The sequence below is a fragment of the Arthrobacter terrae genome (assembly GCF_015708085.1).
Taxonomy (GTDB): domain Bacteria; phylum Actinomycetota; class Actinomycetes; order Actinomycetales; family Micrococcaceae; genus Arthrobacter_M; species Arthrobacter_M terrae.
The window spans coordinates 1-8,737 of sequence record NZ_JADNYM010000045.1; the positions used below are offsets into that span (position 1 = coordinate 1).

The following is an 8,737-nucleotide window of genomic DNA, read 5'->3' on the forward strand; positions in this document are numbered from 1 at the left end:
ACCGGCCGTGGGTCACGGAGCCTGGCGGCTGGCTACAATATGATTTCGGAGACGGCCCTTATATTGACGGTGTGAAGACGGTCTTGTTCGTTGCCTGGCTGGCGTGGTCACGGTTCCGGATCGTCATCGCTTTGCGGGATAGGACGGCGCCGTCCGTGTTCGCGGCCCTGGATAGGTCTTTCCGCATCGCTGGCGGGGCACCCACTTATGTCCTGACCGATTATGTTCCGCGCTCATTATCCGTCTTCTGTGCCCGGTCTGATTATGTGGCCCGACCCGCTGGTGAAGCCGTGTTTGCGCTGATTTCTGGGTTTCGGTCGGTGTTCCATGGCACATAACGGTTGTCTGGGGTGATGGTGGTTGCTTCATTTCTTTGATGAGAAAGGTCGTTGCCATGCTGGAGAACTATTTCAAGCAGCCAGCAACCGTCGATCGGTACATGCATTCATGGGTGGGTGCGGAAATCGAGCAGTACGTTGTTTGGCTTTCCGGGAATCACTATTCGGACAGGTGTGTCTGGAGGCGGGTCCCGCTCGTTTTCGCGTTTGGCGAGTTTGCTGGTGCCCGTGGGGCTGGCACTGTTGGGGAGTTGCCCGCGTACGTGGGCGCGTTTGTTGATGACCGGGTTGCTCTTCATCACAAGCGGACTGGATCGTCCCGGTCTATGGCCAAGGAGATTCGGGGTCCGGTGGAACAGATGCTCACGGTTATCCTGCCCGGATATCAGCCGAGCGGTCGTCGTCGCCTTGAATTGCCGTTCGCAGAGACCGTTCCGGGTTTCATCGATTATTTGATTCAGGAGCGTGGGCTCCGCCCGCTGTCGGTGGGCGGCTACCGTATCCACCTTCGCCAATTCGAAGCGTACTTGCACCAGGTCGGGATGGAATCGATGGGGGAACTCTCACCGGCCCTGATCAGCGCTTATCTTGTGGCGCGTGCTGGTACTGGGTTGGCGAAGAGTACGGTGCGTGATGAAGCCGGGGCCTTGAAAGTCTTCCTCCGCTATGCCCACCGAGAGGGAGTATTGGCCAGTGATTTGAGCACGGCGGTAGGCTGGGCCCAGACATATCGGCTCTCGGACATTCCCCGTTCCATTTCGTGGGCCGACGTCAACCTGGTTCTGGCTGGTGTTGACCGGAGGACGGTGGCGGGCAAGCGTGACTACGCCATTCTGATGTTGTTGGTTATCTATGGGCTGCGCGGCCGGGAAGTCGCTGCATTGACGCTTGATGACATCGATTGGAAGCGTGAGCGTTTGGCGATTCCCGAGCGCAAGGCCGGCCACTCGACAGCGTTTCCGCTTTCTGCCGTTGTTGGTGAGGCACTTCTTGACTATCTGCAGCACGGACGCCCAGAGAGCGAGGACCGGCGCGTATTCTTCCGGGCGATGGCTCCCCGTCAGCCTATTACGGCGGCGGCGGTTTCGGCACGGACCCGCATTCACCTTCTCAAGGCTGGCATTGATGTGCGCCGGCCGGGCTCGCACACACTACGCCACACGGCGGTGCAGCGCCTTGTTGATGCGAATTTCTCGTTGAAGACCATTGGTGACTTCGTGGGCCACCGCTCGGCACGATCCACGGAAGTTTACGCCAAAGTCGATATTGAAGCGTTGCGCGAGGTCGCTCTTGGCGACGGTGAGGAAGTGCTGTGGTGAGCGAGAACCTTGCCGCCGATGTGGCTGCGTTCTTGGCACACAAGCGGGCACTGGGCAGGAAATACCTGAGTGAGGAAGCGACATTGCATTTGCTGCTGGTTTACACGGACCAGTGTGGGGTGACGGAGTCGGCCGGGCTCACGCCGCAACTTCTGGATGAATTTGTTGCTTCCAGGTCTCGGCGCCGGGCCCGTAGTTTCAACCACCTCATCGGGGTACTTGGAACCTTCCTAGACTGGGCAGTCAGTCAGCAACTTCTGGCAGCAACTCCTTGACATGGCACCCGGCGCCGCGAAACTGATGAACGGTTGCCCTTCCTCCTCGATACCGCCCAGGCTCGCCGGTTGCTCGAGTCGGCAGCAGCACTTCCCGACAATCCCCGGGCGATCGGGCGCGGCCCCACCTACCACGCCATCTTCGCGTTGTGTTACGGCTTGGGACTCAGGGGCGGGGAGGCCTGTCACCTGTTCTTGGAAGACATTGATACCGACAGGCAGCTTTTGGTCGTCCGGGGTGGCAAGTTCGGTAAGAGTCGACTGGTTCCCTTCGGCCCGCGCATCGGGGAGTTGCTCGCCCGACAGCTCAAGCATAGACAAGGCCAAGAAGGTGCCGGTCCGGGATCTCCTCTGTTCACTTTCGATGGCCGGCGCTGCGTGAACCGGACCAGCGCGAGCCACACGTTCAGGCTCCTGGCCATCGAGTTGGAGTTCCCCGTTCCGGCGGGCACCACGGCACCGCACCTGCATTCCCTGCGTCATTCCTTCGCCGTGGGGTCCTTGCTTCGCTGGTACAGGGAGGGCGTGGACCCATCCGTGAGACTCTTTCAGCTCTCAACGTTCATGGGTCATGTGGATCCGGCCTCGACCGCCGTCTATCTGACCATCACTCCGGAGCTGTTTTCCGAGGCCAGCCACCGCTTCGAAGTATTTGCTGAACCAGCATGGTTGGAGGAGCAGCCATGAGTGGCACCCAGCAGCTCGGGTCACTGATCCAGTCCTTCTTCATCGATCACCTCGTCACCGTCAAAGGGCTGCGACCCAGCTCGGTGCGCAGCTACAGCGACACCATCAGGCTTCTGCTGTGTTTCATCGCTGAGCAGAAGGGAACCAGAATCACCAAGCTTGCGCTGGAAGACCTGAGCTTTGGGCACGTCATCGGATTCCTTCGCTACCTGGAGGATGACCGTCACAACGGTGTGAGCACGCGTAACCAGCGCCTGGCAGCACTGCACTGCCTGTTTGAATACATTGCCAGCCGGGAACCGGCGATGCTCGAAACATGCCAGAGGGTTGCCGCCATCCCCATGAAACGGACGCCACCGGCTGAAACTCATTTCCTTGAACGTGACGAGATGCAGGGACTGTTGCAACACCTGCCACGGACCGGTCGCCTCGCGCAGCGGAACCACGCTCTGATTCTGTTCCTTTACAACACCGGGGCGCGGGCCCAAGAAGTCGCAGAACTCCGTGCCGGCAATCTCCAGCTCGGCGAACACGCCATCGTTCGCCTTCACGGGAAAGGAGATAAATGGAGGACGTGCCCTCTCTGGGACCAAACAGCAAAACAGCTGACCGTCCTGCTCGACTCGCCAGGTTCCCCATACATCTGGGCGTCACGCAGGCCCTCAATATCGCGCATCATCCTCAGTTGGAGGCGCTCGAAGTTCTCCCACGTCAGCGAGTTGAACGGGAGCTCTTCGAGCTTCCCGATGACCGGCGCCGGCGCTGGTCCTGACGGCTGGGCATACAGCGACGACGCTAAAGACAAGGGTTGCCAGTCCACCATGACGCTCCCCCTCAAACCACTAGCCTCGGGGTTTCATGAGCGTGTGTCGGGGTGGCGTCATTAAAGGCTGAAAGGTGCCTCTGACGTGGGAAAATGTAGTTACCACACAAACATTTCCTAGCCACATCGGGAGCACCCTGCAGGTGAACTACTTTACCGGCTTTTACCCGTCTGTCCGAGTTGATGGCGCCGGTGATGGCGTGGTGTCCCAGGCTGGTGGGGCGATCCTGACCTCGATGCTGAAGGGCTCGGGTATCACGGCGGGATTGTCGGGGGCGCTGGAGCCGTGGCGGAAGCCGTTTGCTACCCACAATCCTGGCAAGATCCTCACGGATCTGGCGTTGTCCCTTGCCACGGGCGGGGACGCCGTGTCCGATGTCGACCGGCTCCGTAACCAACCGGAAGTCTACGGGCGTGTCGCCTCCGACCCGACGATCAGCCGGCTCTTCAAGATCCTGGCAACGGTCAAACCTTCCAAGGCGCTGTCGGCGATCAACACTGCCCGCGCCGCGGCCCGGGCGCATGTGTGGGAGCACGCCGGGCAAGACTCCCCGCTGCATGGCGTCAGCACGGAGAACCCGCTCACCATTGACATCGACGCGTCCCTTCTGAACTCCCATTCCGAGAAGGAAGATGCCCGCCCGACCTGGAAGAAGGGCTTCGGCTTCCACCCGCTGTGTTCCTTCATTGACCACGGCATCCTGGGCACGGGCGAGCCGCTGGTGACGCTGCTGCGGCCCGGCAACGCCGGCTCGAACACGGCCGCGGACCACATCCAGGTCGTGAAGGACTCCCTGAAGCAGCTCCCGGAAGGGTACCGGGCCGGGCGGAAAATCATGATCCGCACCGATTCCGCCGGCGGCACACACGACTTCCTGAACTGGCTTACCGCCAAACACCGCAACCTCTCCTACTCCGTCGGGCTCCCCATCCACGGCGCCGTCGCAGACGTCCTGCCCCTGGTCCCCAAGAACGGGTGGACCAGTGCGTACGACAGCAACGGATTCGAACGCGACGGCGCCTGGATCGCCGACATCACCGGAATGCTGAACCTCTCGGCCTGGCCGGACGGGATGCGTGTCATCGTCCGCAAGGAAGTCCCGCACGTCGGGGCGCAACTGCGGATCACCGACATCGACGGGCACCGCTACACGGCCACCGCAACGAACCAAAAGAAAGGCCAGCTGGCCGTGCTGGAAGTCCGCCACCGTTTGCGGGCACGGTGTGAGGACCGGATCCGCAACGCCAAGGACACCGGATTCGCGAACTTGCCCTTCAAGTCCTTCACTGCCAACAAGCTCTGGTGCCATGTCGTCATGCTCGCCGCCGAGATCATGGCCTGGACCCAAATGGTCGCGTTCACCGGGACGAAGGCCAGGCGCTGGGAACCCAAGAAACTCCGGGCCAGGCTGTTCGAAATCGGCGGGAAGATCGCCAGCCACGCCCGCCGAACCACCCTCCAACTGGCCTCCACAGCCCCGGACGTGGCGCTCCTGCTCAAAGGAATGAAGCGCCTCGCGGCACTGGGCCCACCCTGAGCAGGCACCACCACCCGCCCGCACCCATTCACAAAAACACCAGCAGCACCGTGACCGGCGTGGAACCGGCCACCGACAACCGCCACCAGGCCAGCGGGCGCATTGTCACACCCACATGCCAAAATCAGAACCGTCAGGCAAACGGTCAGCCCTGAACCAGAAGAAACCCCACGTCATGAAAAATCGAGGCTAGTCGTTGAACCCCTAGGCAGAGAACGAAACCTCTAGCCCTCATCTTATAAGTCGAGCAACGGGGTGGGGGAACATCCAGGGAGGTAACGGGGCATCGCCATCCTCGCCGGTACCCGGCAGTCAATCCACCTGCGGAAACTACCGGCCGTTGTCGGAATCAAGCTGTTGATTTTCTGGAAGGTGTCCGTTCAAGTTTGTTGTGAAGATCCTATGAGGGTCGTTGCTGTGCCTCCGCGAGTGGGTTAGAAGGGCGGGCGCGAGCAGGCTAGGGAGACTCCTACTTGCCGTCCCACTCCGCAGCGGCGGCGAATGTATCGAACGGGCCGGTGTTTGCGGAACGTACGGCCTCGACCATGGCTGTGAAGTTTGCGATCGCGCCGGTGACTTTGTCTCGCGACTTGAGGCCCTGATCGGTGGCGTCGGAAAGTTGGCCCGTGAAAGCTAGAACGACGTCGAGCACCGGCTTCCATTTCGTTGCGGCTTGAGTAGGTGAGACTTTCCCCTTGAACCGCAAGGAGTACCGATCTGCTATGGGACCGCCGACTATGGTCTCTAAGCACGAGGCAACGGCGGCTACGACGAGATGATTCGATCCCCGCGTGCTGAAAAACTGTGCTTGCTTCTTCTGCGTGTCAGTTCTTCCAGATTCCGGAATCTTTGCAACTGCTCGCTTCGCCTCGTCGACCGCTGCCAAGAGACTTTGACTGAAGACAACGTGATTTGCGCTCAAGCCCTCGCGAAAGATTGAGGCGTACACGCCGTCGGACTCCCAGATCGTCCGTGTCTCGTTGTAAGCCAGGTTGGGGTTACCGTGAAATGCGGCGAGCGACTGTGCGACAGAGGAGTCGCTAAGCAACGACCTGCTTCGCGAAATCGCGTCGGTTGAGCCGCCGCGCCGACCACCCCGGTACTCTGCATCGGGAACGTCTGCGAATTGCTGGCGCAGCCGCGTTTGCACACCGTCCCCGCTTCGAAAATCTGTGGCTTCGACTTTGTTTTGTGTGTTGTTGTACCGGACGATATTGTCAAGCACGATTGGGTCCGTGCACGTGACGAACGGGGCCATGACTCGCGCGTCTTCAAGTTCGCTGACGTCTTCAGCGGGCATCTCGCCAACTGCGCCGGTCGTCTGACCGCCGTTCACAATACCGACACCGTTCGCGACGATGGTATTGGAGGCGAGATCCACAACGTAGTCATTCGTCAGGACGGTGATTCCGTTGTTGTAGATAGCAAAGTTGTTGGGTTCACTCCTTGCCGTCTCTTTGATGCCATGGTTGATGTTGCCCGATTTCTTAACCACCCCGAGGTAGTCGCGAACGTTCGGTGACATAAGCGATACACCGTGATTTGCCCACAGCTCCCGAATGTCTGCGAGCCGAATGGCGGTGGAATAGGCCTTCCAGCCTGAACCGCGAACTTCGAACCCTCCAGGGACCGAGAAAGATCGCGACTCGTTCACCAGAATGGGTGCATTGCTTTGTTGATAGTCAGTGTCGATTTGATCCCGACCAATTTCGACAGCGCGTACATCGACATCTGCCCCAGGGAAATAGCGTGCCAGTGCCGCCTCGGCCGACCTAACTGCCTGGTTCAGTTCACCTTGAACGTTCTTCGAGGTCGGAAGGTTATGGACGTACCAAATCTCGAATTCGGAGACCAATTTGTCATTGAGTGCCGCCCGTACCTCGGTGGCGGCACTTCGTAACTTTTCTGGAACCTCGTTCAGAGGACCAGTGAGCAGCCATGAGACCGCAGTGTTCAGGTCGGAAGCTTTATTTGCGGGCGCCGCGTCTTTGTTGGTCAGGGCTTCATACCCTTGGGCCACGACTACTTTGTTGCGCTCCGGCGTGACCGCCACCATGTCGCATTTTTTATCGTTCGAGTGATCGGTCAAGGCATTTGACGCAAACAGGCTAACGTCATCGACGCCGAGGCGCAGTTCCGCGACGAAAAGTAGTAGCGCATTAGGGTCGTGGGTGTGGAGGTCTTCGCGTGAGTTGTAGGCAGCGAAAGCTGGTCTTGCAGCCCCCAATTCCTGCGCCAACTCGCTCATCATGGCCTGGTCCCCTGTGTAGTCATGCTTCCCAGTATGCCGGAGATGTGAGATGTGCTCGTCGCAGGCCGCGTGGTGGCCCAGAACCTCTGGCTATTCCCTTGGCGAAGGTGAACGGACTGGCTTGGACGTGGGGTGCTGCTCACTGTGGTGGTGGGTGCGGCGTGTCGGGTTATGTCGACGCCGATCGTCACACCCCGGAACTGACATCGGCACTGCGACATGGCCTACAAGTGCCCAGCCGTTCTCGAGACCCGTCTGCGTCGTCGACCTGAAGGTACCAGCTCCCTTCTCCTCACGCCCAGCCACTCCGACGCGTGGCCAAAAGCGGGTCCTCCAGTCAAACGCGCGGCTGACGTCAGTTGTTGAACCACGGCCGCCAGAAGTGTCGCGTATAGGGTATCCGGTGAACTATTGGGTGACGGTGACTTGTACAACACACGATTTCCGATGCCTGAACTGCTAGTCGGCTACGCAATCTGATCCACCGACTCCGGGTCCTCATCGCATAGCTCAACGTCGGGGCCAACAGGATCACGTCCGGTCTGTATGGGGCGCTTGCTGACGCCAAGGCGGAGATACCTTCGTCGTCGCTAAGGTAGGTCGTCTCGCCAATCCATCGGGGATGCCCAGGACCCTCCCCAATCCGTCAGGGATGCCCGCGGACGGTCGACGACCTTGCCCGAGATAAAACAAGGACGCGCAACCATAGCCCGATGTGCCGACTATATATTCTTGATCAATACAAAATACTGCGTACCAGAGTTCCACGCCACTGGATGCAGCAGTGTTCCCACCGCGGGGTTGAGCGCGCTGAACATCATGCCGTTGCCGGCGTAGATCCCAACGTGGCCCCAATGGTTTGGCCCGTCCGGATTTTGCACCACGAGGTCGCCTGGCTGGGGCATTGTCGTCGGAGTTCCTGAGAGCCATTGTTCCGTTCGCGGGAGCTGGATGCCGACTTGGCCGTAGACCCATTGGACGTAGCCGGAGCAGTCCCACGCCTTGAATGCTGTTCCGCCCCAGACGTACGTTCCGCCTACGCCTTCCTGTGCGAATCGGATGATGTCGCGGCGGAACTGGCTCATGTTGCCTGGTAGGTCGGGCATGCTTGTACCGCCGCTACCGGTCAAACAGCTCTGCAGAGTGACGCCCGACCTAAGCGCCGCCACGATTGCGTGCGCCTCGCCTTCCCATTGGGCGTACAACTCGGGAAAGGCAGAAGCCTGAACGGCTTGAGCGGCGCCGCTCTTGGACATCGTCTCCCAGCCGGGAGTGTCGAGCAGTCCAGGTGGTGAGCCGTGATTTGGTCCCTTTGGGCCGCCGAAGAACGCTTGGGCGTCGTAGACGGGGTTCATCAGCTCGGCCACGCTCCCCCACCCCCCTACGTGTCAGCGTTGGGTAAGGCCAGCAGCTCATAGCAACTCCGTCTGATTCGTAGGGCGAGAACCAGGAACATCATCAATGTCTATCTCCACAATTTCGTTGCCGCGGGAGAATGGGTCCATG

At 60.1% G+C, this 8,737-nt stretch carries 7 protein-coding genes and 1 pseudogene; 6 read left to right on the top strand and 2 right to left on the bottom strand.

The genetic code is table 11. The features are described from left to right. From IV500_RS20945 to IV500_RS20970, 6 genes and pseudogenes are all read left to right on the top strand, one after another. A pseudogene (locus tag IV500_RS20945) lies at positions 1–221 on the top strand (IS21 family transposase); the annotation flags it as partial. Positions 222–376: 155 nt separating this feature from the next. Then, positions 377–1,657, top strand: a complete 1,281-nt coding sequence (locus tag IV500_RS20950) for a tyrosine-type recombinase/integrase (RefSeq protein ID WP_230855299.1) — start codon at positions 377–379, stop codon at positions 1,655–1,657. Beyond that, on the top strand, positions 1,654–1,932 hold the full coding sequence (locus IV500_RS20955) for a hypothetical protein (protein WP_196398756.1): 279 nt from the start codon (positions 1,654–1,656) through the stop codon (positions 1,930–1,932). Before IV500_RS20950 ends, IV500_RS20955 begins: the two co-directional genes overlap by 4 nt. 69 nt (positions 1,933–2,001) lie before the next feature. Continuing rightward, the gene (locus IV500_RS20960; RefSeq protein ID WP_196398757.1) at positions 2,002–2,619 is read left to right on the top strand and encodes a tyrosine-type recombinase/integrase; all 618 of its coding nucleotides are present in this window, start codon (positions 2,002–2,004) and stop codon (positions 2,617–2,619) included. Further along, positions 2,616–3,506: a tyrosine-type recombinase/integrase gene (locus IV500_RS22410; RefSeq protein WP_196398758.1), complete on the top strand. Its 891-nt coding sequence runs from the start codon at positions 2,616–2,618 to the stop codon at positions 3,504–3,506. The genes IV500_RS20960 and IV500_RS22410 overlap by 4 nt, the downstream gene beginning before the upstream one ends. Positions 3,507–3,585: 79 nt before the next feature. After that, entirely contained in the window at positions 3,586–4,980 is a 1,395-nt protein-coding gene (locus tag IV500_RS20970; protein ID WP_196398759.1) for an IS1380 family transposase, read from the top strand. A 469-nt stretch (positions 4,981–5,449) separates the two neighbouring features. On the opposite strand, the gene IV500_RS20975 is transcribed toward IV500_RS20970, so the two are convergent. Together IV500_RS20975 and IV500_RS20980 are read right to left on the bottom strand one after the other, a co-directional pair. Then, the gene (locus tag IV500_RS20975; RefSeq protein ID WP_196398760.1) at positions 5,450–7,231 is read right to left on the bottom strand and encodes an AIPR family protein; all 1,782 of its coding nucleotides are present in this window, start codon (positions 7,229–7,231) and stop codon (positions 5,450–5,452) included. A 722-nt stretch (positions 7,232–7,953) separates the two neighbouring features. Continuing rightward, the gene (locus IV500_RS20980; RefSeq protein WP_312876015.1) at positions 7,954–8,598 is read right to left on the bottom strand and encodes a C40 family peptidase; all 645 of its coding nucleotides are present in this window, start codon (positions 8,596–8,598) and stop codon (positions 7,954–7,956) included. Positions 8,599–8,737 lie beyond the last annotated feature (139 nt).

What these genes read in the sequence shown, in the direction of transcription:
- IV500_RS20950 (WP_230855299.1), top strand. Translation starts at nt 377, where the DNA reads ATGAGAAAGGTCGTTGCCATGCTGGAGAACTATTTCAAGCAGCCAGCA.
- IV500_RS22410 (WP_196398758.1), top strand. Translation starts at nt 2,616, where the DNA reads ATGAGTGGCACCCAGCAGCTCGGGTCACTGATCCAGTCCTTCTTCATC.
- IV500_RS20975 (WP_196398760.1), bottom strand. Translation starts at nt 7,231, where the DNA reads ATGATGAGCGAGTTGGCGCAGGAATTGGGGGCTGCAAGACCAGCTTTC.